The sequence below is a fragment of the Pseudomonas sp. Bout1 genome (assembly GCF_034314165.1).
Lineage (GTDB): Bacteria > Pseudomonadota > Gammaproteobacteria > Pseudomonadales > Pseudomonadaceae > Aquipseudomonas.
Genome location: NZ_JAVIWK010000001.1, coordinates 419114 through 443028, shown reverse-complemented (window position 1 = coordinate 443028; position 23915 = coordinate 419114). Strand labels below are relative to the sequence as shown.

General features: G+C 61.3%; 20 protein-coding genes. 14 read left to right on the top strand and 6 right to left on the bottom strand.

Going from position 1 to position 23915, the window contains the following annotated elements:
- The first annotated feature begins 210 nt into the window (after window positions 1–210).
- A complete protein-coding gene (locus RGV33_RS01995; RefSeq protein WP_416152102.1) occupies window positions 211–2667 on the top strand; it encodes a penicillin-binding protein 1A in 2457 nt (818 codons plus the stop codon).
- Window positions 2668–2843: 176 nt separating this feature from the next.
- Here RGV33_RS01995 and RGV33_RS01990 read toward each other — a convergent pair whose 3' ends face one another.
- From RGV33_RS01990 to rpmE, 3 genes are all read right to left on the bottom strand, one after another.
- Window positions 2844–4112, bottom strand: coding sequence for a malic enzyme-like NAD(P)-binding protein (locus RGV33_RS01990; RefSeq protein WP_322142891.1), 1269 nt, complete (start codon window positions 4110–4112; stop codon window positions 2844–2846).
- Window positions 4113–4294: 182 nt separating this feature from the next.
- The gene (locus tag RGV33_RS01985; protein WP_416152054.1) at window positions 4295–5050 is read right to left on the bottom strand and encodes a thermonuclease family protein; all 756 of its coding nucleotides are present in this window, start codon (window positions 5048–5050) and stop codon (window positions 4295–4297) included.
- Window positions 5051–5123: 73 nt separating this feature from the next.
- The gene (rpmE, locus tag RGV33_RS01980) at window positions 5124–5366 is read right to left on the bottom strand and encodes a 50S ribosomal protein L31 (protein WP_076018081.1); all 243 of its coding nucleotides are present in this window, start codon (window positions 5364–5366) and stop codon (window positions 5124–5126) included.
- Between the two features lie 294 nt (window positions 5367–5660).
- On the opposite strand from rpmE, the gene RGV33_RS01975 reads away from it, so the two are divergent.
- The 10 genes from RGV33_RS01975 (at window position 5661) to RGV33_RS01930 (ending at window position 18809) form a co-directional block, all read left to right on the top strand.
- Window positions 5661–7880 carry a primosomal protein N' gene (locus tag RGV33_RS01975; RefSeq protein WP_322142889.1) on the top strand — a complete coding sequence of 740 codons (2220 nt, stop codon included), beginning with the start codon at window positions 5661–5663 and terminating at the stop codon, window positions 7878–7880.
- 234 nt (window positions 7881–8114) lie between these two features.
- On the top strand, window positions 8115–9851 hold the full coding sequence (gene argS, locus RGV33_RS01970; protein WP_322142888.1) for an arginine--tRNA ligase: 1737 nt from the start codon (window positions 8115–8117) through the stop codon (window positions 9849–9851).
- 1 nt (window position 9852) lies between these two features.
- Window positions 9853–10557 carry an SPOR domain-containing protein gene (locus RGV33_RS01965; RefSeq protein ID WP_177088684.1) on the top strand — a complete coding sequence of 235 codons (705 nt, stop codon included), beginning with the start codon at window positions 9853–9855 and terminating at the stop codon, window positions 10555–10557.
- Between the two features lie 273 nt (window positions 10558–10830).
- A complete protein-coding gene (gene hslV, locus RGV33_RS01960) occupies window positions 10831–11361 on the top strand; it encodes an ATP-dependent protease subunit HslV (RefSeq protein WP_088423058.1) in 531 nt (176 codons plus the stop codon).
- Between the two features lie 38 nt (window positions 11362–11399).
- Window positions 11400–12737 carry an ATP-dependent protease ATPase subunit HslU gene (gene hslU, locus RGV33_RS01955; RefSeq protein ID WP_322142887.1) on the top strand — a complete coding sequence of 446 codons (1338 nt, stop codon included), beginning with the start codon at window positions 11400–11402 and terminating at the stop codon, window positions 12735–12737.
- A gap of 185 nt (window positions 12738–12922) precedes the next feature.
- Entirely contained in the window at window positions 12923–13300 is a 378-nt protein-coding gene (locus RGV33_RS01950) for a DUF971 domain-containing protein (protein WP_322142886.1), read from the top strand.
- A gap of 249 nt (window positions 13301–13549) precedes the next feature.
- Entirely contained in the window at window positions 13550–15229 is a 1680-nt protein-coding gene (gene phaC, locus RGV33_RS01945; protein ID WP_322142885.1) for a class II poly(R)-hydroxyalkanoic acid synthase, read from the top strand.
- Between the two features lie 153 nt (window positions 15230–15382).
- Complete coding sequence (gene phaZ, locus RGV33_RS01940; RefSeq protein ID WP_003209316.1) at window positions 15383–16228, top strand: poly(3-hydroxyalkanoate) depolymerase; 846 nt, start codon at window positions 15383–15385, stop codon at window positions 16226–16228.
- 247 nt (window positions 16229–16475) lie between these two features.
- Complete coding sequence (phaC, locus tag RGV33_RS01935) at window positions 16476–18158, top strand: class II poly(R)-hydroxyalkanoic acid synthase (protein ID WP_322142884.1); 1683 nt, start codon at window positions 16476–16478, stop codon at window positions 18156–18158.
- A gap of 27 nt (window positions 18159–18185) precedes the next feature.
- Window positions 18186–18809, top strand: coding sequence for a TetR/AcrR family transcriptional regulator (locus RGV33_RS01930; RefSeq protein WP_322142883.1), 624 nt, complete (start codon window positions 18186–18188; stop codon window positions 18807–18809).
- Between the two features lie 145 nt (window positions 18810–18954).
- Here the strand turns inward: RGV33_RS01930 and RGV33_RS01925 are convergent, their stop codons facing one another.
- The 3 genes from RGV33_RS01925 to RGV33_RS01915 form a co-directional block, all read right to left on the bottom strand.
- On the bottom strand, window positions 18955–19935 hold the full coding sequence (locus RGV33_RS01925; protein WP_322142882.1) for a phasin family protein: 981 nt from the start codon (window positions 19933–19935) through the stop codon (window positions 18955–18957).
- A 12-nt stretch (window positions 19936–19947) separates the two neighbouring features.
- Entirely contained in the window at window positions 19948–20370 is a 423-nt protein-coding gene (locus tag RGV33_RS01920; RefSeq protein WP_322142881.1) for a phasin family protein, read from the bottom strand.
- A 104-nt stretch (window positions 20371–20474) separates the two neighbouring features.
- Window positions 20475–20750, bottom strand: coding sequence for a polyhydroxyalkanoic acid system family protein (locus RGV33_RS01915; protein WP_017478217.1), 276 nt, complete (start codon window positions 20748–20750; stop codon window positions 20475–20477).
- A 143-nt stretch (window positions 20751–20893) separates the two neighbouring features.
- Between RGV33_RS01915 and ubiE the strand changes: the two genes are divergently transcribed.
- The 3 genes from ubiE to ubiB are packed head-to-tail and all read left to right on the top strand — an operon-like array spanning window position 20894 to window position 23888.
- Entirely contained in the window at window positions 20894–21664 is a 771-nt protein-coding gene (gene ubiE, locus RGV33_RS01910) for a bifunctional demethylmenaquinone methyltransferase/2-methoxy-6-polyprenyl-1,4-benzoquinol methylase UbiE (protein WP_003209306.1), read from the top strand.
- Window positions 21664–22287, top strand: coding sequence for a ubiquinone biosynthesis accessory factor UbiJ (locus RGV33_RS01905; RefSeq protein ID WP_322142880.1), 624 nt, complete (start codon window positions 21664–21666; stop codon window positions 22285–22287). The genes ubiE and RGV33_RS01905 overlap by 1 nt, the downstream gene beginning before the upstream one ends.
- Window positions 22284–23888: a ubiquinone biosynthesis regulatory protein kinase UbiB gene (gene ubiB / locus RGV33_RS01900; RefSeq protein ID WP_322142879.1), complete on the top strand. Its 1605-nt coding sequence runs from the start codon at window positions 22284–22286 to the stop codon at window positions 23886–23888. The genes RGV33_RS01905 and ubiB overlap by 4 nt, the downstream gene beginning before the upstream one ends.
- Window positions 23889–23915 lie beyond the last annotated feature (27 nt).

The following is a 23915-nucleotide window of genomic DNA, read 5'->3' as shown; positions in this document are numbered from 1 at the left end:
AAAACTTTCCCTGTCTTACGGACTGATTGCTGCCAGGTTTCATGCATTCGGTCGGCTTGTATGAGCGGCGCGAATGACGCCCCAAGCCGAAAAATGCTTTAATGCCCAGCGTTTTTTCCCGCGTTTATCTGCTGGCCGGGTCGAGCCACCGCTTGCCGTGCATGCCCCGACGCCTAACCCTTTCTTTTCCTTGGAAATCCAAAAGCCTTGATTCGTCTGCTGAAGTTTTTCGGGTACTCCATTGTCGCGATCGTCTGCGGGCTGATGCTCGTGCTCAGCGGGGCCTATCTCTACCTTAGTCCGGGTTTGCCCTCCGTAGAGGCCCTGAGAAGTATCCAGTTGCAGATTCCTTTGCGGGTCTACAGCAGCGATGAAAAATTGATCGCGGAGTTCGGCGAAATGCGCCGCACCCCGATCCGTTTCGCCGACATTCCACCCAATTTCATCAACGCCCTGCTGTCGGCTGAAGACGATAATTTCGCCAATCACTATGGCGTCGACCCCAGCAGCCTGGTGCGGGCCGCCACGCAGTTGGTAAAAAGCGGACACATTCAATCCGGTGGCAGCACCATCACCATGCAGGTGGCGAAGAACTTCTTCCTCACCAGCGAGCGCAGTTTTTCGCGCAAGGCCACGGAGATTCTCCTGGCGTTGCAGATCGAACGACAGCTGACCAAGGACGAAATCCTCGAGCTGTACGTGAACAAGATCTACCTCGGCAACCGTGCCTACGGCATCGAGGCGGCGTCCCAGGTCTACTACGGCAAGTCGATCCGTGACGCCAGCCTGGCGCAGATGGCGATGATTGCCGGCCTGCCCAAGGCTCCTTCGCGCTTCAACCCGCTGGCCAACCCGGCGCGCAGCAAAGAACGTCGCGACTGGATCCTGGGCCGCATGTACAAGCTGGGCAAGATCGACCAGGCCGCGTACGAAAGTGCAGTGGCCGAGCCGTTGAACGCCAGCTACCACGTGCCGACGCCGGAAGTGAATGCCCCGTACATCGCGGAAATGGCCCGTGCCGAGATGGTCGGCCGTTATGGCAGCGAGGCGTACACCGAAGGCTTTCGCGTGACCACCACGATTCCGAGCAACCTGCAGGATATCGCCAACAAATCGGTGCACGACGGCCTGGTCGCCTACGACCAGCGCCACGGCTACCGTGGCCCCGAATCGCGCCTGCCGGGCAAGACCCTGAGCGCCTGGACCGTCGAGTTGGGCAAGCAGCGCCCAATCAGCGGCCTTGAGCCCGCCATCGTCACCCAGGTGAAGAAAGATGGGGTGCAGGTACTGACCCGCACCGGCGAAGAGCATGTGTCGTGGGACAGCATGAAATGGGCTCGCCCCTTCCTGAACACCAACAGCATGGGTGCGATGCCCAAGCAGCCGTCGGACGTGGCGCAGGTCGGTGACCTGATCCGCGTGCAGCGCCAGAAAGACGACAGCCTGAAATTCAGCCAGGTGCCGGTGGCACAGGGCGCACTGGTATCGCTGGACCCGCAGAACGGTGCGATCCGCGCCCTGGTCGGCGGTTTTGCCTTCGAACAGAGCAACTACAACCGCGCCACCCAGGCCAAGCGCCAGCCGGGTTCGAGCTTCAAGCCGTTTATCTACAGCGCTGCCCTGGACAACGGCTATACCGCCGCCAGCCTGGTCAACGACGCACCGATCGTGTTTGTCGACGAGTACCTGGACAAGGTCTGGCGCCCGAAGAACGACACCAACACCTTCCTCGGCCCGATCCGCGTCCGCGAGGCGCTGTACAAGTCGCGTAACCTGGTGTCGATCCGCCTGCTGCAAGCGATGGGTGTAGGCAAGACCATCGACTACATCACCCGGTTCGGCTTCAACAAGCAGGACCTGCCACCGAACCTGTCCCTGGCACTCGGTACCGCCACGCTGACGCCGATGGAAATCGCCACCGGCTGGAGCACCTTTGCCAACGGCGGCTACAAGATCACGCCGTACCTGATCGACAAGATCGAAAGCCGTAACGGCGAAACCCTGTTCACCGCCAACCCGCCGCGCGTACCGGGCGATGTGGTCAACGGCGTTGCAGCCACTGACGGCCAGGCAGCCCCGAGCAATGGCGGCATCACCATCAATCCGACACCTGGCGAAGCTCCGGCAGCCGGCGCACCTGCCGCACCGCAAGCGCCCGCGGTGGCCGAACGTGTTGTGGATGGCCGTACTACCTACATCCTCAACAGCATCCTGGAAGACGTGATCAAGAAAGGCACCGGCCGTCGCGCACTGGCCTTGGGCCGCGCCGACATCGCCGGCAAGACCGGTACCACCAACGATTCCAAGGATGCGTGGTTCTCGGGCTACAACGCCGACTACGTGACCACCGTATGGACCGGTTACGACCAACCGGAAAGCCTCGGTCGCCGGGAGTTCGGCGGTACTGTCGCGCTGCCGATCTGGATGAGCTACATGGGCGCCGCGTTGAAGGATATGCCGCTGCATACCCAGCCGGAGCCGGAAGGCATTCTTAGCCTGCGGATCGACCCGGTCAGCGGGCGTGCGGCAGCGCCGAGCACGCCGAACGCGTACTTCGAGCTGTTCAAGAGCGAAGACACGCCGCCATCGGTCAATGAGTTGGGCAATGGCGTTGCACCGGGCAGCCCGCTGCCGGCGGATGAAGCGGCGCCGATCGACTTGTTCTAACGCAAATCCCCTGTGGGAGCGGGCTTGCTGTGGTGAGGGGGCTTGTCCCCCGTCGGGTTCACCACAGCAAGCCCGGCCCCCACATTTGGATCGTCGCAAGCCTTGAACTGATCAACAGGTAACAAAAAGCCCCGACTCGCAAGAGCCGGGGCTTTTTGTTGGTGCGCTACAACGGATTAGCCGTTGAACACATCATCCACGCTTTTCAGCGGGTAGTTCTTCGGATACGGCAGGGTGGCCACACCGGTCTCGATCGCAGCTTTAGCCACGGCATCGGAGATCAGGGTGATCAGGCGCTTGTCCATTGGCTTGGGAATGATGTACTCACGACCGAATTCCAGTTTGGCGCCACCGTAGGCGTCGCATACATCCTGAGGCACCGGCAGCTTGGCCAGTTCACGCAGGGCGTTGGCGGCCGCTACTTTCATCTCTTCGTTGATGCGCTTGGCGCGAACGTCCAGGGCACCACGGAAGATGAACGGGAAGCCCAGCACGTTGTTGACCTGGTTCGGGTAGTCCGAACGGCCGGTGGCCATGATCACGTCGTCACGGGTGGCGTGGGCCAGTTCCGGGGAGATCTCCGGGTCCGGGTTGGAGCACGCGAACACGATCGGGTTGGCCGCCATGGACTTGAGGCCTTCGGCGCTCAACAGGTTCGGGCCGGACAGGCCAACGAACACGTCTGCACCGTCAAGGGCGTCAGCCAGGGTACGTTTGGAGGACGGATGCGCGAACATCGCCTTGTACTGGTTCAGGTCGGTACGCTCGGACTGCACAACGCCCTTGCTGTCGACCATGTAAATGTTTTCCAGCTTGGCGCCCATGCTCACCAGCAACTTCATGCAGGAGATGGCTGCAGCGCCGGCGCCCAGGCAAACGATCTTGGCTTCGCCGAGGGTTTTGCCAGCGATTTCCAGAGCGTTGATCATGCCGGCCGCGGTAACGATCGCGGTGCCGTGCTGGTCATCGTGGAATACCGGGATGTCGCACTGCTCGATCAGGGCCTTTTCGATCTCGAAGCACTCAGGTGCCTTGATGTCTTCCAGGTTGATACCACCGAAGGTGATGGAGATGCGCTTTACGGTGTCGATGAAAGCCTGTGGGCTTTCGGAATCGACTTCGATGTCGAATACGTCAATGCCGGCGAAGCGCTTGAACAGCACGCCCTTACCTTCCATGACTGGCTTGGAAGCCAATGGGCCAAGGTTACCCAGGCCGAGGATCGCGGTGCCATCAGAGATCACTGCAACCAGGTTGCCTTTACCGGTGTACTTGTAAGCCAGTTCAGGGTCGCGGGCGATTTCACGTACGGGCTCGGCAACGCCAGGGCTGTAGGCCAGCGACAGGTCGCGGGCGGTGGCAGTGGCTTTGGTGAGCTCTACACTCAGCTTTCCTGGACGAGGATGGGCATGATATTCGAGAGCGGCAGTTTTCAAATCAGACATATCGGCATTCCGCTTTTACTGTTGGTCGACGGACCGCCGAGGATACGCGTGTCGCAAAGTCCCCACAAGACTGGGCAGTCACAGGTGTCAAGGGCCCTGCCCTACGACTTTTGGCCAAGAGCCACGGGATACAAGGGCTCAACTGTTCACAATCATACGAAAAAATGTCTACAATTTTTTTCTTAGGGTGCTTGCTGAAACATACCGGGATCAGTCAATGGCAGTAGCCAGCGCGCCTGGCCCTTTTTCAGGCCCTCGCGTCGGGCGCGGTCCAGCACCCAGCCGCGGGCCTCGATGGACTGGCCCTGCAAACCCTTCAGCAATGCACTGTCGAATCGGCCCGCCAGATTGGGCGCAATGCGTAATACCAGTGAGCCCTGCAGCTCAATCCAGACTCCGCCGCGATTGCGCTCGACTTTGCTCACCTGGCCGCTGACCACCGCAAAACCCGAGCGCCGGACCTTCGCTGCATCTATCACCGGCGACTGGCGCCACACCCCTAACCGGGCAAGGCGGGCGCTGCGTTCGGCGGCCTGCTGGCAGGCGACCAGCTCCACGTTCGGCGCGACCGCCACTTGGAAGCCGAGGCCTTCGGCGAGCAACTGCGCCTCCAGATTCGCCCCGTTGGCACCGTAGAGGTGGGCCAGGGTGCGCCCGTAACGGTCCTTGCCCTCCCGGCCGGGCACCACGCCGACTCGCCCGTTGCTCGCATCCACCAGGCGTTTCAAGCGCTCGCGAGCGGCCACGGCGAAGGGCTCGTCAGAGCGTCCCTTCTTGCCGGTTTCCGGGGCATTGATGCCGATCATACGCACGCTACGGCCGTCCTTGAGGCGCACGGTGTCGCCGTCCACCACCCGCTGCACGTCGAAGGTGACCACGGACGATGGCGCAGGGCAGAACACCTGCGCCTGGGCGGGCGCCAGCCAAATCGCAGACACAAAAAAGGCGCCCGCAAGGGGCGCCTTTTTTATCAACACAGAAAAGCCAAACTGGCTTTTCAAGCCGATCGCCTTACTCAGCTTCTGGAGCTGGAGCAGCAGTTTTAGCTGCGCCGAAAGCACCGAAACGGGTCTTGAAGCGATCAACACGGCCGCCAATATCCAGAGTCTTCTGCTTACCGGTGTAGAACGGGTGGCACTCGTTGCACACGTCGATTGGCAGAGCTTTGCCGAAAGTCGAACGGGTTTCGAACTTGTTACCGCAGCTGCAGGTAACGTCGATGGCAACATAGTTTGGATGGATATCGGCTTTCATGGTGTATTCCTCAGGCTAGCGTGCCGCCAATCAACACTATTGTTGAATACCGCACGTAATTAGGCCGCGGATTCTACCAGACCTTTTTAAACGCGCAAGAAGCACTACGCCCCCTTTCATCAGAAAAGCTCGGCATACACAAGGCCCTGTGGGAGCCGGGCTTGCCCGCGATGCAGGCGCTGCGGTCTCTCAGGCGCCCCGTATCGACTATCGCGGCAAGCCCGGCTCCCACATCCACCGCTGGTCTGCTAGGCTCGCGCCCTTCTTCACCGCCCGCCATATGAGAACCCCCGCGTGCCCGACGCCATTTTGCGCCTCGCCCTGCCCTCGCCCCTGCGCCGCCTGTTCGATTATCGGGCACCTGCCGGCGTATTGCGGTCGCAGTTGCAGCCCGGCATGCGCGTGCGGGTGCCGTTTGGCCGGCGGGAGATGATCGGCATTCTGGTGGAAGTCGCCGATCACAGCGAAGTGCCCGCCGAGAAACTCAAGCCCGCGGTGGCGATCCTCGACAGCACGCCGCCATTACCCCCCGCGCTGTTCAAGCTGTGCCTGTGGACTTCGCAGTACTACCAGCACAGCCTCGGCGACACCTTGAGCTGGGCGCTGCCGGTGCTGTTGCGCCAGGGCGAACTGGCCGAGGCGCGCCAGGAGCGTTTCTGGTCGATGGTGCCGGGGGCGCGCATGGACGACCCACGCATCGCCCGCGCCCCACGCCAGCGTGAAGCCCTGGCGACGCTGGCCCAGCATCCCCATGGCGTCGCCCATCAGCTATTAAGCAAGCTGATGTTGAGCAAGGACAGCCTGGATTTGCTGCTGGCCAAGGGCTTGGTGCAGGTAGAGATTCGCAAGCACGCCCCCGGCGAGCGCCACGAACACTGGCTGGCCCAGCCAGAGCTGCCGCTCAACCCGGAACAACGCGCTGCCTACGAGGCGATTCGCACCGGTTTCGACAGTTTCCATGCGTTTTTGCTGGCCGGCGTCACGGGCAGCGGCAAGACCGAAGTCTATTTGCAACTGATCCGCGAAACCCTCCAGGCCGGTAAACAGGCGCTGGTGCTGATCCCCGAGATCAACCTCGGCCCGCAAACCCTGGCGCGTTTCGAACAGCGCTTCAATGCACGCATCGCCCTCGTGCACTCGGCGGTCAACGACCGCGAGCGCCTGGAATCCTGGCTCGCCGCCCGGGACGGTGAGGCCGACATTATTATTGGTACCCGTTCGGCGCTGTTCACCCCGATGAAAAATCCCGGGCTGATCATCATCGACGAAGAACACGACGGCTCCTATAAACAGCAGGAAGGCCTGCGCTACCACGCCCGCGACCTGGCGCTGGTGCGCGCCCGCCAGGAAAACATCCCGATCGTGCTGGGTTCGGCCACGCCGTCCCTGGAAAGCCTGCACAATGCCTACACCGGGCGCTACGGCCTGCTGCGCCTCAACGAGCGTGCCGGCGGCGCCAAGCAGCCACGTTTCCTGCGCCTGGATGTGAAAAGTCGCCCACTGGACAGCGGCATTTCCGGGCCGATGCAGCAAGCCATCGGGCAAACCCTCGCGGCGGGCCAGCAAGTGCTGGTATTCCTCAACCGCCGAGGGTTTGCGCCGACGCTGCTGTGCCATGACTGCGGCTGGATGTCCGAGTGCAAGCGCTGCGATGCGCGAATGACCGTGCACCAGCGCTCCGGCGAACTGCGCTGCCATCACTGCGGCCACGTGGAACGCGTACCGCGTCACTGCCCGCAGTGCGGCAAAGTCGATTTGCGCCCGGTTGGCGCAGGCACCGAACGCGCCGAGGAACGGCTGGGGATTTTGTTCCCGGACTACCCGGTGCTGCGGGTCGACCGTGACAGCACCTCGCGCAAGGACGCGATGAATCAGCTGTTCGCCACCATTCAGAAGGGCCAGCCGTGCATTCTGGTGGGCACGCAGATGCTTGCCAAAGGGCATCACTTCCCACGGGTGACCCTGGTGTCGATCCTGGATGCCGACGGCGGGCTGTTTTCCGGGGATTTTCGCGCCAGCGAGCGCATGGCCCAGCTTATCGTGCAGGTCGCAGGCCGTGCCGGGCGGGCTGAAGAGCCAGGCAAGGTGATCATCCAGACGCACCTGGCCGACCACCCGCTGCTGATTCAACTGACAGAACAAGGCTACTTTGCCTTCGCTGAACAAGCCTTGAGCGAACGCCGCTCCGCCGGCTTGCCGCCGTTTGCGCATCTGGCGCTGCTGCGGGCCGAGGCGCACAAGCCGGGGCAGGCCGAAGGTTTCCTGGATGAAGCGTGCAGCGCGGCTGAACGTTTGCTGGGTGAGCTGGGTCTGACCGGCATCGAATTGCTCGGCCCGGTGCCCGCGCCCATGGAGCGCCGCGCCGGTCGTTACCGCGCCCAGCTACTCTTGCAAGCCATCGCGCGTGCCCCGCTGCATCGTTTATTAAGCAGCTGGTTACTTGCCCTGGAGCAAATGCCCAGCGGTCGCCAAGTGAGATGGTCGTTGGACGTAGACCCGGTAGATTTGTACTAGACCCCTGTGGCGAGGGAGCTTGCTCCCGCTGGGCTGCGTAGAAGCCCCAAAAAAGCCGGGAGCGCTACGCACTCCAGCGGGAGCAAGCTCCCTCGCCACAGCAAGCTCCCTCACCACAGGTTAATCGTCCGTCAAGGTCCAGCGAAGGTTGGCAAGCCCGCCCTCGCCACGGATAATGCCCAGTTTTTCCACCTGCGCATCGCGCGCCACCGCTTGCGGTCGAAAGAGAACACGATGAAAGACACCATTCGCCAGCTGATCCAACAAGCCATCACCCAACTCGTCAACGAAGGTGTGTTGCCTGAAGGCCTGACGCCGGCGATCCAGGTGGAAAATACCCGCGACAAGACCCACGGTGACTTCGCCAGCAACATTGCGATGATGCTGGCCAAGCCTGCCGGCCTGAAGCCGCGCGACCTGGCAGAAAAAATCATCGCCGCATTGCCGGCCGACCCGCAGGTCACCAAGGCTGAAATCGCCGGCCCGGGCTTTATCAACTTTTTCCAGAATACCCAGGCCCTGGCGTCTCGCCTGGACGCCGCCCTGGCCGACGCCAAAATCGGCGTGCGCAAGGCTGGCCCGGCCCAACGCGTGGCCATCGACCTGTCGGCACCGAACCTGGCCAAGGAAATGCACGTGGGCCACCTGCGCTCCACCATCATCGGTGACGGCGTGGCGCGGGTCCTGGAGTTCCTCGGCGACGAGGTGATCCGCCAGAACCACGTGGGCGACTGGGGTACCCAGTTCGGCATGTTGATGGCCTATCTGCAGGAAAACCCGATCACCAGCAACGAGCTGTCGGACCTGGAGAACTTCTACCGCGCCGCCAAGAAGCGTTTCGACGAATCCGAAGAATTCGCCGACCGCGCCCGTGGCCTGGTGGTCAAGCTGCAAGCCGGCGATGCCGAATGCCTGGAGCTGTGGAGCCGCTTCCGCGAGATCTCCTTGTCTCACTGCCAGGAAATCTACGAGCTGCTCAACGTCAAATTGACCATGGCCGACGTGATGGGCGAAAGCGCCTACAACGACGACCTGATCAATGTGGTCAACGACCTCAAGGCCAAGGGCCTGCTGGTTGAGAGCAACGGCGCGCAGTGCGTGTTCCTCGAAGAATTCAAGACCGCCGATGGCGAACCGCTGCCGGTGATCATCGTCAAGGCCGATGGCGGCTACCTCTACGCCACCACCGACCTGGCCGCCGTGCGCTACCGCAGTGGCGTGCTGAAAGCCGACCGCGCCCTGTACTTTGTTGACCAACGCCAGGCGCTGCACTTCCAGCAAGTGTTCGAAGTGGCACGCCGCGCCGGTTTCGTGACCCACCCGATGCAGATGGAGCACATGGGCTTCGGCACCATGAACGGCGCCGACGGTCGCCCGTTCAAGACCCGTGACGGCGGCACCGTGAAGCTGATCGACCTGCTGAACGAAGCCCAGGAACGCGCCTACAACCTGGTGAAGGAAAAGAACCCGGAACTGGCCGAAGCCGACCTGCGCAACATCGCCCGCGTGGTAGGGATTGGCGCGGTGAAATACGCCGACCTGTCCAAGCACCGCACCAGCGACTACAGCTTCAACTTCGAACTGATGCTCAACTTCGAAGGCAACACTGCGCCATACCTGCTGTATGCCTACACCCGCGTGGCCGGCGTGTTCCGCAAGCTGGGCAAAGACTTCAGTGAAGTCCAGGGCCAGATCAACCTTGAGGCGCCACACGAGCAGGAACTGGCCGCCAAGCTGGCGCAATTCGGCGAAGTGCTGAACAGCGTTGGCGAGAAAGGTACCCCGCACATCCTCTGCACCTATTTGTACGAAGTCGCCGGTTTGTTCTCCAGCTTCTACGAGAACTGCCCGATCCTGACCGCAGACGACGAAGCCCAAAAGCAGAGCCGCCTGCGCCTCGCCGCACTGGCAGGACGGACCCTCAAGCAAGGCCTGGAGCTGTTGGGCCTGGAAACTCTGGAGCGTATGTAAGTTGGCTGCCAAGAAAAAACCTGCACCCAAGCGCGGCGCCAGCCGCTACCAGGCACCGGCGAAGAAACCTATCCCGGGCTGGTTGTGGATGGCCATCGGCCTGACGGTCGGCGCGTTTGTGGTGTTTCTGATGAAGCTCGACCCGGGTAAGGGCGATGACGTTAAACGCGTCAAACAAGAGCAGCAGAGGGCCACGAAAATGGCCGAAGCGAACAAGACGCCACCTAGCCCGACCGCGCCGGTGAAGCCGAAATACGACTTCTACACGCTGTTGCCGGAATCGGAAGTGATCGTGCCGCCGGACGCCGTGCCAGAAAAAACCCTGCCTACGCCACAGCCTGTGCCGACCACGCCGGTAACGCCTGCGGAAGCGGCGAAAATCGACACAGCGCGAGCCCAGGCTGCGTTGGCCGGGATTACCCCGCCGCCACCGCCGCCGGTCGCCACCACCAAGGCAGCGCCGGTGACCAAGTTCTTCCTGCAGGCGGGTTCGTTCCCCAAACAGGCGGATGCAGACCGTGTGCGTGCGCAGATTATTCTGCTGGGGCAAGCGGTAACGGTTGAATCCGGCACGGTAAAAGATGCGACTTGGTATCGCGTGTTAGTGGGGCCGTTCAGCAACCGTGAACAGCTGACCGTGGCTCAGAAGCAACTGGCCGGCGCCGGGTTTAGCAACCTGTTGTTACAACAACGTCAAAGCCGCTGATTCCACGACCAACGCAAAACCAATGTGGGGCCGGGCCTGCTGTAGTGAGCAGGCTTGCTGTAGTGAGCGGGCTTGCCCCGCGCTGGGCTGCGCAGCAGCCCCAAAACTGACCCACCACCCGTCTGAAAAAACACCATATTCTGGTTGAAGCCGCTGCCCAGCCCAGCGCGGGGCAAGCCCGCTCACCACACGTCCTACAGTTGAAATCCCCTTCACCACCCCCATATGAGTTCCATCAGGGCATTTTCGCCCCGCAGCGTGGAGACTCTCCCCTTGACCACCATCGTTTCAGTTCGCCGCCACGGCAAAGTCGTCATGGGCGGCGACGGCCAGGTTTCACTTGGCAATACCGTGATGAAAGGCAACGCGAAAAAAGTCCGTCGCCTGTACCACGGCCAGGTCCTCGCCGGTTTCGCTGGCGCCACCGCTGACGCCTTCACCCTGTTCGAACGTTTCGAAGGCCAACTTGAAAAGCACCAGGGCCACCTGGTTCGTGCCGCCGTCGAGCTCGCCAAAGAATGGCGCACCGACCGCTCCCTCAGCCGCCTGGAAGCCATGCTGGCTGTCGCCAACAAAGACGCTTCCTTGATCATCACCGGCAACGGCGACGTGGTTGAACCCGAAGAAGGCCTGATCGCCATGGGCTCCGGCGGTGGCTATGCCCAGGCCGCGGCCAGCGCACTGCTGAAGAAAACCGACCTGTCGGCCCGGGAAATCGTCGAGACTGCCCTGGGTATCGCTGGCGACATCTGTGTCTTCACCAACCACAACTTCACCATTGAGGAGCAGGACCTCGCCGAATAAGCCGCCGGCTTATTCCCGCTTGAGGGCCGCCACTAATTATGTCCATGACTCCCCGCGAAATCGTCCACGAACTCAATCGCCATATCATCGGCCAGGACGATGCCAAGCGCGCCGTTGCCATCGCCCTGCGTAACCGCTGGCGCCGGATGCAACTGCCCGAAGAATTGCGCGTTGAAGTAACCCCCAAAAACATCCTGATGATCGGCCCGACCGGTGTCGGTAAAACCGAGATCGCGCGGCGCCTGGCCAAGCTGGCCAACGCTCCGTTCATCAAGGTCGAAGCCACCAAGTTCACCGAAGTCGGCTACGTGGGCCGTGACGTCGAGTCGATCATTCGTGACTTGGCTGACGCTGCCCTGAAACTGCTGCGCGAGCAGGAAATGACCAAGGTCAGCCATCGCGCCGAAGACGCCGCCGAAGAACGCATCCTCGACGCCCTGCTGCCGCCGGCACGCATGGGGTTCAACGAAGACGCCGCGCCAAGCTCCGATTCCAACACCCGCCAGCTGTTCCGCAAACGCCTGCGTGAAGGCCAGCTGGACGACAAGGAAATCGAGATCGAGGTCGCCGAAGTGTCCGGCGTCGACATCTCCGCGCCGCCTGGCATGGAAGAAATGACCAGCCAGTTGCAGAACCTGTTCGCCAACATGGGCAAGGGCAAGAAAAAATCCCGCAAGCTCAAGGTCAAGGACGCGCTGAAACTGGTGCGTGACGAAGAGGCCGGGCGCCTGGTCAATGAGGAAGAGCTCAAGGCCAAGGCCCTGGAAGCGGTCGAGCAGCACGGCATCGTGTTTATCGACGAGATCGACAAGGTGGCCAAGCGCGGCAACTCCGGCGGCGTCGACGTGTCCCGCGAAGGCGTGCAGCGCGACCTGCTGCCGCTGATCGAAGGCTGCACCGTCAACACCAAGCTGGGCATGGTCAAGACCGACCACATCCTGTTTATCGCCTCCGGTGCGTTCCACCTGAGCAAGCCAAGCGACCTGGTGCCGGAACTGCAAGGCCGCCTGCCGATTCGGGTTGAACTCAAAGCGCTGACGCCGGGCGACTTCGAACGCATCCTCAGCGAGCCGCATGCGTCGCTGACCGAGCAATACCGCGAACTGCTGAAAACCGAAGGCCTGGCCATCGAGTTCTTGCCGGACGGAATCAAGCGCCTGGCCGAGATCGCCTGGCAGGTCAACGAGAAGACCGAGAACATCGGTGCCCGTCGCCTGCACACCCTGCTTGAGCGCCTGCTGGAGGAAGTGTCCTTCAGTGCCGGCGACATGGCGGGCGCGCAGAATGGCGAGGCGATCAAGATCGACGCCGAGTACGTCAACAGCCACCTGGGCGAATTGGCGCAGAACGAGGACCTGTCTCGTTATATCCTGTAGGCCACATATAGAACCGGGCTGGATAGCAGCCTGGCTTGTGTGGGAGCTGGCTTGCCTGCGATAGCCTCACCTCGGTGCAACTGATACGCCGAGGCGCTGCCATCGCGGGCAAGCCCGGCTCCCACAGAGACCAGGCTCCTGCACGATGCCGGTTCCTTCAGGATCATCTCTGAGCGGTTCCCCAAATGACCAAACTGCCCACCGCCATCAACCTGCACAAAGCCTCCAGGACACTGGGCCTTACCTACGGTCCCGACGAGGTGTATCAACTGCCCGCCGAATTCCTGCGGGTGCACTCCCCTTCCGCCGAGGTCCAGGGCCACGGCAAACCGATCCTGCAATTTGGCAAGCTCAATGTCGGCTTGAGCAAGATCGAACCCGCCGGCCAATACGCACTGAAATTGACCTTCGACGATGGCCATGACAGCGGGCTGTTCACCTGGGACTACCTCTACCAACTTGCCGTGCGTCAGGACGCACTGTGGGCCGATTATCTTGCCGAGCTCAAAGCAGCCGGAAAAACCCGCGACCCGAGCCAATCGGTCGTGCGGCTGATGCTCTAGCCCAGGCCTTTTGCTCATTAGTGGGCATTTTCTAATTCCATCTGCTTGAATGCCCCTCTGTCGTGGCCAACGATTGGCCCGCTTGCGAAAAAAATTAAACTCGGGTAACCAATGGAACTGGCAAGTTCCCTGCATTTGACGATGCGGTATTAACGGTCACCCGAGCAGTAGTACCAGGCTGTGCTGTGTGGCAAGTAGTGGTACACAGCGGTACCCGGTACTCGTCTGTCGGACAATGGAGCGTCGTAGATGAGTAACAAGAACAACGATGACTTGAAACGCCAGGCCTCGGAAAACACCCTGGGGCTGAACCCGATCATCGCGTTACGGAAAAAGGATTTGCTGGCATCCGCTCGGATGGTGCTGACCCAGGCCATCAAACAACCGTTGCACAGCGTCAAGCACGTCGCGCATTTCGGCGTGGAGTTGAAGAACGTGGTGTTCGGCAAATCACAGCTGACACCCGAGGCCGACGACCGTCGCTTCAACGACCCGGCGTGGACCCAGAACCCGCTCTACAAACGTTACCTGCAAACCTACCTGGCGTGGCGCAAGGAGCTGCACGACTGGATCGGTGACAGCAACCTGTCGGAACACGACATCAGCCGCGGCCACTTCGTCATCAACCTGATGACCGAAGCCATGGCGCCCACCAACAGCGCGGCCAACCCGGCAGCCGTCAAACGCTTCTTCGAGACCGGCGGCAAGAGCCTGCTGGATGGCCTGTCCCACTTGGCCAAGGACATGGTGCACAACGGCGGCATGCCGAGCCAGGTCAACATGGGTGCCTTTGAAGTGGGCAAGAGCCTGGGTACCACCGAAGGCGCCGTGGTGTTTCGCAACGATGTGCTGGAGCTGATCCAGTACCGGCCGATCACCGAGCAGGTGCACGAACGCCCACTGCTGGTGGTGCCGCCGCAGATCAACAAGTTCTATGTATTCGACCTGAGCCCGGACAAGAGCCTGGCGCGCTTCTGCCTGCGCAATAACCAGCAGACGTTTATCGTCAGCTGGCGCAACCCGACCAAGGCCCAGCGCGAGTGGGGCCTGTCGACCTATATCGAGGCGCTCAAAGAAGCGGTCGATGTGGTGAGCGCGATTACCGGCAGCAAAGACATCAACATGCTCGGCGCCTGCTCCGGCGGCATCACCTGCACCGCCCTGCTGGGCCACTACGCCGCACTGGGCGAGAAGAAGGTCAACGCCCTGACCCTGCTGGTAAGCGTGCTGGACACCACCCTGGACACCCAAGTGGCGCTGTTCGTCGACGAACAAACCCTGGAAGCGGCCAAGCGCCATTCCTACCAGGCCGGCGTGCTCGAAGGCCGCGACATGGCCAAGGTGTTTGCCTGGATGCGCCCCAATGATCTGATCTGGAACTACTGGGTCAACAATTACCTGCTGGGCAACGAGCCGCCGGTGTTCGACATTCTGTTCTGGAACAACGACACCACGCGCTTGCCGGCTGCGTTCCACGGCGACCTGATCGAACTGTTCAAGAACAACCCGCTGATACGCGCCAATGCCCTGGAAGTGTGCGGTACACCGATCGACCTCAAGCAGGTCACCGCCGATATCTATTCTTTGGCCGGCACCAACGACCACATCACCCCGTGGCAGTCCTGCTACAAGTCGGCGCAGTTGTTTGGGGGCAAGGTCGAGTTTGTGCTGTCCAGCAGCGGGCATATCCAGAGCATCCTGAACCCGCCGGGCAACCCCAAATCGCGCTACCAGACCAGCGATACCCTGCCGGGCAAGGCCCTGGACTGGCAGGAGAATGCCACCAAGCACACCGATTCGTGGTGGCTGCACTGGCAGGCGTGGCAGGCCGAACGCTCGGGCAAGCTGAAAAAAGCGCCGACAGCACTGGGTAATAAAGCGTACGCAGCGGCTGAAGCGGCGCCGGGCACATACGTTCACGAAAGGTAGGCTGGAATAGGATCAAATGTGGGAGCTGGCTTGCCTGCGATGGCATCAACTCGGTGTGCCTGATACACCGCAGCGTCTGCATCGCAGGCAAACCAGACTCCCACATTGACCGTGTTCCCGCAGGGAAATAGCGCCATTTTGCAGGGTAAGCCCATGCCGCAACCGTTCATCTTCCGTACCATCGACCTGGATGGCCAAGCCATCCGCACGGCGGTGCGCCCGGGCAAGCCTCACTTGACGCCGTTGCTGATTTTCAACGGCATCGGCGCCAACCTTGAGTTGGTGTTTCCGTTCGTCCAGGCCCTGGACCCGGACCTGGAAGTGATTGCCTTTGATGTGCCAGGCGTCGGCGGTTCGTCGACGCCCAGCCGACCTTATCGCTTTCCCGGCCTGGCCAAGCTCACTGCGCGCATGCTCGATTACCTGGATTATGGCCAGGTCAACGCGGTGGGCGTTTCCTGGGGCGGCGCGCTGGCGCAGCAGTTTGCGTATGACTACCCGGAGCGCTGCAAGAAGCTGATTCTTGCCGCCACCGCCGCCGGGGCTTTCATGGTGCCGGGCAAACCGAAAGTCTTGTGGCTGATGGCCAGCCCCCGGCGCTATATCCAGCCGTCCCACGTGGTGCGCATTGCCCCGATGATCTACGGCGGCTCCTTCCGTCGGGATTCAAAACTGGCTGCCGAACACGCCAGCAAAGTCCGTTCGGCGGGCAAGCTGGGTTACTACTGGCAACTGTTCGCCGGGCTCGGCTGGACCAGCATCCACTGGCTGCACAAGATCAAGCAGCCGACCCTGGTGCTGGCCGGCGATGACGACCCGCTGATCCCGCTGATCAACATGCGCATGCTCGCCTGGCGCATTCCCAACGCCCAACTGCACATCATCGACGACGGCCATTTGTTCCTGATTACCCGGGCCGAGGCCGTGGCGCCGATCATCATGAAGTTTCTCCAGGAGGAACGCCTGCGCGCGGTGATCCATCCGCAACCCGCCCTATGAGCAAGCCCTCCGTAGCAGCTGTCGAGCGCCAGCGAGGCTGCGTCAGCCGCGACTCGGTCCTGCGCCAGGCTCATCATCGGCGGCGCGCTCAACGCAGCCTCGCTGGCGCTCGACAGCTACTACGGAATTACGAATCACGGGGGTTACAGGGAAGAAATTTTGGTCGCGCATAGGGTCACTTGGCCAGGACCGACTATGGTTCTGAATTGGCGTGCTTGTTGATGGCTTGACGAAGGAGTGTTGGCGCATGCGAGAAAGACCCGTATCGAACCCGGTGCCCACACCTGCCGCGTTCATCAATGCACAAAGCGCGATCACCGGCCTGCGCGGTCGGGATCTGCTCTCGACCCTGCGCAGCGTTGCCGCACACGGCTTGCGCAACCCGATGCACACCGCCCGGCACGCGTTGAAGTTAGGCGGGCAATTAGGCCGGGTATTGCTCGGGGAAACGGTGCACGAGCCAAACCCGGCCGACAACCGCTTCGCCGACCCGACCTGGCAACTCAACCCGTTTTATCGACGTAGCCTGCAGGCCTACTTGAGCTGGCAAAAACAAACCCGTCACTGGATCGACGACAGCAACCTCGGCGCCGACGACCGGGCTCGGGCACATTTTGCCTTTTCCCTGCTCAACGATGCGGTGTCACCGTCCAACACGCTGCTCAACCCGCTGGCGATCAAAGAGCTGCTCAACTCCGGCGGCAACAGCGTGGTGCGCGGCGCCAGCAACCTGCTTGACGACCTGCTGCACAACAACGGCTTGCCACGCCAGGTGACCAAGCAGGCCTTCGAAGTCGGCAAGACCGTCGCCACCACGCCCGGCTCGGTGGTGTTTCGCAATGAGCTGCTGGAGCTGATCCAGTACAAGCCCATGAGCGAAAAACAGTACGCCAAGCCGCTGCTGATCGTGCCGCCGCAAATCAACAAGTACTACATATTCGACCTGAGCCCGAACAACAGTTTCGTCCAGTTCGCCCTGAAAAACGGCCTGCAAGTATTCATGGTCAGCTGGCGCAACCCGGATGTACGCCATCGCGAATGGGGCCTGTCCACCTACGTCGCCGCCCTGGAAGAAGCACTGAACGTGTGCCGCGCAATCACCGGTGCGCGCGAGGTCAACCTGATGGGCGCCTGCGCCGGTGGCCTGACCATCGCCGCGTTGCAAGGCCACCTGCAGGCCAAGCGCCAGTTGCGCCGCATCTCCAGCGCCAGCTACCTGGTGAGCCTGCTGGACAGCCAGATTGACGGCCCCGCCATGCTGTTCGCCGACGAGCAAACCCTGGAAGCCGCCAAGCGCCGTTCCTATCAACAAGGCGTGCTCGATGGCCGCGACATGGCCAAGGTGTTCGCCTGGATGCGCCCCAATGACCTGATCTGGAATTACTGGATCAACAACTACCTGCTGGGCAAGGAACCGCCGGCGTTCGACATCCTGTACTGGAACAACGACAACACCCGCCTGCCCGCCGCGCTGCATGGCGACTTGCTGGACTTCTTCAAGCACAACCCACTGAGCCATCCCGGCGGCCTGGAAGTCTGCGGCACGCCCGTTGACTTGCAGAAGGTCACGGTGGACAGCTTCAGTGTGGCCGGGATCAACGACCACATCACGCCGTGGGACGCGGTGTACCGCTCCACCCAACTGCTGGGCGGCGACAAGCGCTTCGTGCTGTCCAACAGCGGGCATATCCAGAGCATCCTCAACCCGCCGGGCAACCCCAAGGCCAACTATGTCGAGAACCTCAAGTTGAGCAGCGACCCGCGCGCCTGGTACTACGACGCCAGTCACGTCGAAGGCAGCTGGTGGCCCAATTGGCTGGCGTGGATCCAACAGCGCTCCGGCGTGCAGCGCGAAACCCTGACCGCCCTGGGCAACCAGAATTACCCACCGATGGAAGCGGCGCCGGGCACGTATGTGCGAGTCCGCTAAACCCAACGACGATTTTAAGAAGACTGGATGAAGACCCGCGACCGTATCCTTGAATGTGCCTTGCAGTTGTTCAACCACAAGGGCGAGCCGAACGTGTCGACCATGGAGGTGGCCAATGAAATGGGGATCAGCCCAGGCAATCTCTATTACCACTTCCATGGCAAGGAGCCGCTGGTGCTTGGGCTGTTCGAACGATTCCAGGCCGAGTTGGCGCCGTTGCTCGACCCGCCCGAGGACGCCCAACTGGCGGCCGAGGATTACTGGCTGTTTTTGCACCTGATCGTGGAGCGCATGGCGCACTACCGGTTTCTGTTCCAAGACCTGTCGAACCTGGCGGGGCGCTTGCCGAAACTGGCCAAGGGCATTCGCAACCTGCTGACGGCGCTCAAGCGCACACTGGCCTCTTTACTGGCACGGCTCAAGACGAATGGGCAGTTGGTCAGTGACACCCAGGCGCTGGGCCAATTGGTGGAACAGATCACCATGACCCTGCTGTTTTCCCTGGACTACCAACGGATTCTCGACCGTGAAGGTGAGGTACGCGTGGTGGTGTACCAGATCATGATGTTGGTGGCGCCGCATCTGCTGATGCCGGCAAGGTTGGCGACAGAGCGGTTGGCGCTCAGGTACCTGGACGACTCGAATATCTGAAACGACCCCGGCCAAATGTGGGAGCCGGGCTTGCCCGCGATAGCATCGCCTCGGTATGTCAGTTACACCGAGGTGATGCTATCGCGGGCAAGCCCGGCTCCCACAAACCTTCGTAGGCCGGGCGTTTTTATGTGTCCCGTAAAAATCAGGACTGACTGGTAGGCGTCGGGGTTGCCGGCGTTGCAGTCGGGGTAACAGCAGGCGTCGGTGGCGTGACCGAGTTGGTCGCCGGCGCTGTAGTTGCAGGCTTGGCCGCTACCGCTGGCTTCGGCGCTGCTGGCTTTTTGGCTACGGCAGGCTTCTTCGCCGCGGCCGGTTTTGCAGCTGGCTTGGCCGCTGCAGGTTTTGCAGCAGCAGGCTTGGCGGCGGGTTTGGCAGCAACCGGCTTGGCTGCAGGTTTGGCGGCGGCGGTTTTAGCCGCAGGCTTGGCTGCTGCTTTTGCTACCGGCTTGGCTGCAGGTTTCGCCGCAGGTTTTGCAGCTGCTTTAGCGGCCACTGGTTTAGCGGCAGGCTTGGCGGCCGGTTTAGCCGCTGCGGTTTTAGCCGCAGGCTTGGCAGCCGGTTTAGCCGCAGCTTTGGCAGGCGCCTTGGCGGCTGGCTTGGCAGCCGGTTTGGCGGCGGCCTTGACCAGAGGTTTGGCGGCTGTTTTTACCGCGGGCTTGGCCGCAGCCGTTTTCGCGACAGGCTTGGCAGCCGGTTTAACCGCTGCAGTTTTAGCCGCAACTGGCGCAACTTTCGCGCCGGTGAGTTTTTCGATTTGCCGGGTCAATGTATCAACCTTGCTGTGCAGCGCTTTCACTTCAGTACGGCTAGGCACGCCCAGTCGCGAAATGGCACTGTTCAGGCGCTTGTCAAAAGCCCCTTCCAGTTCGCCCCACTTGTCGCTGATACGCGATTTGGCAGAACCGGCGGAAGCCTTTGCCGCATCGACTTGTTTACCCACTGTGCTCTTGGTCAACTTCTCGGCCTTCTCGCCGTCTTTAACCAAAGTCTCGAAGTATTTGCCGCCGTCACTGCTCACCTTCGAGTACACGCCTAAACCGGCCAGCCAGATCTTGCGGGAGTATTTTTCAACTTCCCCAATCCACGAGCTGCCTTCTTTATCAGTAGTCTTTTTACCAGCCATCCCGTTGTCTCCTTAGTGTTTACGCGCGACACGTTCGAGCAATGCCGTCAGCTCATCGAGCTTAGCAGAGAGTGTCTCCACGTCATGTTTAGACGGAATGCCGATCCGATTCAAGGCACTTCCAACACGACTATCAAAAGCGCTTTCAACTTTATCCAGTTGTACTTCGACTCGGCCTTTGACGCCGAAGACTTCGCTCTTGACTTGATCAATCTGACTGTTGGCGGCATCAAGTTGTTCACTCACAACTTTTTTGCCTTTGCTTTCAACATGTTGACCAGTCTTTACGAGTTCCTTGAAGTACTCGGCGCCCTCGCTGCCGACCTTGGCATAAGCCCCCAAACCGGCCAGCCAGATCTTGCGGGCATAGGATTTAACGTCGGTCAGGGCGTTAGTTCCGGTAGCAATTTTTTTCTTCAAAATAACTTTGGCCATGGTGCACCTCACGCATAAAGGGGGGAGGAACTGCCCACAGAAGTTGAGGGCGTGGGCACAAAGTAGGCAGAAAAATTAGAATCGGCACCCTAAGAAGGTCGTAATCAGGCCAGGGCTTTATCCAGCGCCTTCTCGATTTCGGACTTGATGGTGCCACTCATGGCCGACATCAACAGGCCGAGTTCGACTTCAATCCGCAGGGAATCTTCAGCCACTTTCACCGTGCCTTTAACGCCCGAGCGTTTGAGATTCAGTGTGTCGCCGGCCCACGAAGACTCCAGGCCATATTGATCCTTGAGTTTGCTCGCCAACTTGTCGGCTTTTTCGCGGGCAGCGTCTTTGCCCAGTGTATGAGCACGTTCAACCTGTATACGGGCCATTTGAATGACTCCTCGTTATAGAGACTTGCGGACCTGCCATGCGGCAAAAGGTCTCGGTGGCCACCTATCTTACCTTCAGCCTTGCCAAGACAAAGCATGCCTTGGGGATTAGAATGCCCCCATTCTCTTTTGGTGACAGCGATATGACTGATCAGCGCAAAGGCAGCGATGCCGAACCCACCACTCACTTCGGCTTCAAGAACGTCCCGGAAAGCCAGAAAGCGGAAAAAGTCGCCGAGGTGTTCCATTCGGTAGCCGCCAAGTACGACTTGATGAACGACGTGCTGTCCGGCGGCATGCACCGCCTGTGGAAGCGCTTCACCATCGAGTTGTCGGGCGTACGCACCGGCAACCGCGTACTGGATATCGCCGGCGGCACGGGCGACCTGGCCGCCAAGTTCTCCAAGCTGGTGGGCCCCACCGGCCAAGTGGTATTGGCCGACATCAACGGCTCGATGCTCAAGGTCGGGCGGGACCGCCTGTTGGACAAAGGCGTGGCGGGCAATATCGAGTTCGTCCAGGCCGACGCTGAAAAGCTGCCGTTCCCGGACAACCATTTCGACTGCGTGACCATCGCCTTCGGCCTGCGTAACGTGACCCACAAGGAAGACGCGCTGCGCTCCATGCTGCGCGTACTCAAGCCCGGCGGTCGCCTGCTGGTGCTGGAGTTCTCCAAGCCGACCAACGCGCTGATGTCCAAGGTCTACGACACCTACTCGTTCGCCTTCATGCCGTTGATGGGCAAGCTGATCACCAATGACGCCGAAAGCTACCGCTACCTGGCCGAATCGATCCGCATGCACCCGAACCAGGAAACCCTGAAGTCGATGATGGTAGAGGCCGGTTTCGACCGGGTGACCTACCACAACATGACCTCGGGCATCGTCGCCCTGCACCGCGGCATCAAGCCCTGATGCTGTTCGCAGGCCTTCTCGCCAGCGTTGAACACGGCCTCAACCGTGTGCTGCGCCTGGACAGCACCGCCCTGGCGCGGCTGGCGCACCTGAACGGCAAGATCATCGCCGTCGATTGCACGAGCCCCGCCTTGCAGCTGTTTATCCTGCCCAGCGATGAAGGCCTGTTGCTGGCGACCCACTGGGCCGCCGACGCCGACTGCACCCTGCGTGCTTCCGGTTCAAGCCTGCTGCGCCTGGCTCTGAGCGGGAACAAGACGGCGATCCTCCACGGCCCGGACGTGGAACTTGAAGGCGACAGCGCGGTGCTGATGGACCTGGCCGCCGTGCTGCAGGACCTGGAACTGGACTGGGAATACGAGCTGTCCCGCTGGCTCGGCCCGGTGGCCACGCAACTGATCAGCGGTCACCTGCGCAGCCGCACGCGCTGGTACCAGCAGGGTTTTGCCAGCCTGAACCAGAACCTCGCCGAATACCTGAGCGAAGAATCGCGCACCCTGGTCGGACAACGGGAAGCGCAAGCGCGTTTTCGCGAGCTCGACCAGGCCAAACTCGACCTGGAACGACTTGAGGCGCGCTTCGAACGCCTTAGCCGCTCCCTTGATTCAAGCGATAACGCATGAAGCTGCTCGCCGTCCGCCGTTTGTTTCGTATCCAGCGCGTCGTAATCCGCTACCGCCTCGATGACCTGCTGTTCGCCCTGCCGCTGCCGTGGTTTCTGCTGGCGGTGCGCTATGTGCTGCCGTGGCGCTGGTTCCCGCGCAAAACCCTCGACCTGAGCCGTGGCGCACGCCTGCGCCTGGCGTTGCAGGACCTGGGGCCGATCTTCATCAAGTTCGGGCAGATCCTCTCCACCCGCCGCGACCTGTTGCCCGAAGACATCGCCGACGAACTGATGCTGTTGCAGGACCGCGTGCCGCCGTTCGACTCGCAACTGGCAGTTACGCTGATTGAAGAACAGCTGGGCAAGAAGATCAGCGAAGTGTTCAGCCGCTTCGACATCGCGCCGCTGGCTTCGGCCTCGGTGGCCCAAGTGCACGCCGCGCAGCTCAAAAGCGGCGAAGAAGTGGTGGTGAAGGTGATCCGCCCGGGCCTCAAGCCGATCATCGGCCAGGACCTGGCGTGGCTGTTCATCCTCGCCCGCGCCGCCGAGCGTTTCTCGGCCGATGCGCGCCTGCTGCACCCGGTGGACGTGGTGCTGGACTACGAAAAAACCATCTACGACGAACTCGACCTGCTGCGCGAAGCGGCCAACGCCAGCCAGCTCAAGCGCAACTTCGAAGGCTCGCAACTGCTGTACGTGCCGCAAGTCTATTGGGACTGGTGCCGCCCGAAAGTGCTGGTGATGGAGCGCATCTACGGCGTGCAGGTCACCGACCTCGCGACCCTGGCTGACCAGCGCACCGACATGAAGATGCTCGCCGAGCGCGGTGTGGAGATCTTCTTCACCCAAGTGTTCCGCGACAGCTTCTTCCACGCCGACATGCACCCCGGCAACATCTTTGTCAGCACCGTGAACCCGTGGAGCCCGCAGTACATCGCGATCGACTGCGGCATCGTCGGCAGCCTGACCCCGGAAGACCAGGATTACCTGGCGCGCAACCTGTTCGCCTTCTTCAAGCGGGACTACCGCCGCGTGGCGCAGTTGCACATCGATTCGGGCTGGGTGCCGGCTGAAACCAAACTCAACGAATTCGAAGCGGCGATCCGCACCGTGTGCGAGCCGATCTTCGAAAAACCGTTAAAAGATATTTCCTTCGGCCAGGTGCTGATGCGTCTGTTCCAGACGGCGCGGCGCTTCAACATGGAAGTACAGCCACAGCTGGTTCTGCTGCAAAAGACTCTGCTGAATATCGAAGGCCTGGGCCGCCAGTTGTACCCGGACCTCGACCTGTGGAACACCGCCCAGCCGTTCCTTGAACGCTGGATGCGTGACCGTATCAGCCCGAAAACCCTGCTGGGCAACCTGCAAAGTCAGGTCGAGCAACTGCCGCACCTGGCCAACATGACCCGCGACCTGCTGGAGCGCATGTCCCAGCCCCACGCCAAGGACCCACCGCCGCCATGGCACAAGCGCAAGGACGACTGGTTCCTGCGCCTGCTGGGCGCCGCGCACCTGGTGGGCGGTACGATACTCGCCGCCGGTGGTCCGCTGAATGAACTGGGCCATTGGCCGGCTGGCATTATGGTCGCCGTGGGCGTGTATCTGATCGTGCGTCGATAGCCAATCCGGTTATACACTGTCGCAAAT

Coding starts and splice junctions, on each gene's coding strand:
- ubiE (WP_003209306.1), top strand. CDS start 20,894: ATGACTGATCAGCGCAAAGGCAGCGATGCCGAACCCACCACTCACTTC.
- rpmE (WP_076018081.1), bottom strand. CDS start 5,366: ATGAAAGCCGATATCCATCCAAACTATGTTGCCATCGACGTTACCTGC.
- RGV33_RS01905 (WP_322142880.1), top strand. CDS start 21,664: ATGCTGTTCGCAGGCCTTCTCGCCAGCGTTGAACACGGCCTCAACCGT.
- phaC (WP_322142885.1), top strand. CDS start 13,550: ATGAGTAACAAGAACAACGATGACTTGAAACGCCAGGCCTCGGAAAAC.
- RGV33_RS01990 (WP_322142891.1), bottom strand. CDS start 4,112: ATGTCTGATTTGAAAACTGCCGCTCTCGAATATCATGCCCATCCTCGT.
- RGV33_RS01925 (WP_322142882.1), bottom strand. CDS start 19,935: ATGGCTGGTAAAAAGACTACTGATAAAGAAGGCAGCTCGTGGATTGGG.
- ubiB (WP_322142879.1), top strand. CDS start 22,284: ATGAAGCTGCTCGCCGTCCGCCGTTTGTTTCGTATCCAGCGCGTCGTA.
- hslU (WP_322142887.1), top strand. CDS start 11,400: ATGTCCATGACTCCCCGCGAAATCGTCCACGAACTCAATCGCCATATC.
- RGV33_RS01915 (WP_017478217.1), bottom strand. CDS start 20,750: ATGGCCCGTATACAGGTTGAACGTGCTCATACACTGGGCAAAGACGCT.
- RGV33_RS01930 (WP_322142883.1), top strand. CDS start 18,186: ATGAAGACCCGCGACCGTATCCTTGAATGTGCCTTGCAGTTGTTCAAC.
- phaC (WP_322142884.1), top strand. CDS start 16,476: ATGCGAGAAAGACCCGTATCGAACCCGGTGCCCACACCTGCCGCGTTC.
- RGV33_RS01950 (WP_322142886.1), top strand. CDS start 12,923: ATGACCAAACTGCCCACCGCCATCAACCTGCACAAAGCCTCCAGGACA.
- argS (WP_322142888.1), top strand. CDS start 8,115: ATGAAAGACACCATTCGCCAGCTGATCCAACAAGCCATCACCCAACTC.
- RGV33_RS01920 (WP_322142881.1), bottom strand. CDS start 20,370: ATGGCCAAAGTTATTTTGAAGAAAAAAATTGCTACCGGAACTAACGCC.
- phaZ (WP_003209316.1), top strand. CDS start 15,383: ATGCCGCAACCGTTCATCTTCCGTACCATCGACCTGGATGGCCAAGCC.